Here is a 1,143-nt window from a genome sequence, read left to right as displayed (position 1 = left end):
AGTTTTCGAGTTGGTTGATGCGGTCTTGGGCGTCGGTGAGTCCGTGGGTGTCGGTGCCGGCGACGCGGTGGAACCAGGTGATGGCTTCTTGGGTGCGTCCGGCTGCGGCGAGGGTGTCGGCGTAGGCGTAGCGCAGGCGGGTGATCCAGTCGTGGCGGCTTTTGGTGTTGAGGGGTTCGGATTCGAGGAGTTGGAGGGCGGCGTCGGTTTGGCCCAGGTCGCGGCGGGCGCCGGCGATGACGATGGTGAGTTCGGTGTTGCCGGCTTCGTCGAGGGCGGCGCGGATGGCGGGGGTGTCGTATTCGAGGGCTTTTTCGGGGCGGCCGAGGGCGCGTTCGGCGTCGGCCATCATGGGGGCGTAGATGCCGCGGCCGGTCATGCGTTTGGCGGCGCGGAACTCGGCGAGGGCTTCGGCCCAGTTTCCGAGGGCGTAGGCGGTTTCGCCGGTGGCTTCGCGGACCAGGCCGACGCGCATGGCGCGGGTTCGGGCGGCGAGGGCGTGTTTGTGGGCCAGTTCGGGGTCTTCGTGGAGCAGGATGCCGGCCATGACGAGGTGTCGGGCGACTTTGTCGGCGAGTTTGTCGGGCAGGCCCTGGAGCTCTTGGCGGGCGAACTTGTCGAGGTCTTTGGCTGAGACGTCGTCGGGGATCGGGGGTCCGTCGTAGGTCTTCTGGGCGTCGGAGCGGTCCGGGCCGGAGGCGCGGCGGTCGCGGTTGGGGCCGCCGGTGGTGGGGCGGTTGCCGGTGGTCGAGCGCGGGCCGCCGCTGGGGCGGTTGGTGCCGGGTCGGTCGGAGTTGCGGCGGGCGCCGGACCCGGGGGTGCGGGGGCCGCCGCCGCTGGTGGGACGCGAGCCGGAGCTGTTGGAGGGCCGGCTGCTGCCGCTGCGGGATCCGCTGCCGCTGCTGGTGGGGCGTGAGCCGGAGCCAGTGGGCTTGCCGCCGCTGCTGGAGGGCCGGCTGCCGCTGCTGCTGCTGGGACGCGAGGTGCCGCCGCTGCGGGAGCCGCTGGTGTTGGGGCGGCTGGAGCCGTTGCGGGATCCGCCGCTGTTGTTGTTGCGGCCTCGGCCGGCGGGGTTGCGTGATTCAGCCATGTTCTCGGGTCCTTCCGCGAGGTGTGCCCTCACGATAGGGGCACAAATGCAGC

1 protein-coding gene is annotated in these 1,143 nt (G+C 71.7%); it reads right to left on the bottom strand.

All coding sequences use genetic code 11. From position 1 onward, the window contains the following. Window positions 1-1,090: lipopolysaccharide assembly protein LapB (locus GL325_RS15845; RefSeq protein WP_187770145.1), on the bottom strand; the 1,090-nt coding region annotated here is incomplete at its 3' end. Window positions 1,091-1,143: the final 53 nt, after the last annotated feature.

The organism is Aeromicrobium sp. 636, from assembly GCF_024433585.1.
In the GTDB taxonomy this organism is placed as follows: domain Bacteria; phylum Actinomycetota; class Actinomycetes; order Propionibacteriales; family Nocardioidaceae; genus Aeromicrobium; species Aeromicrobium senzhongii.
The sequence above is the reverse complement of the archived record's forward strand: the minus strand, read 5'-3'. Positions and strand labels throughout refer to the sequence as shown.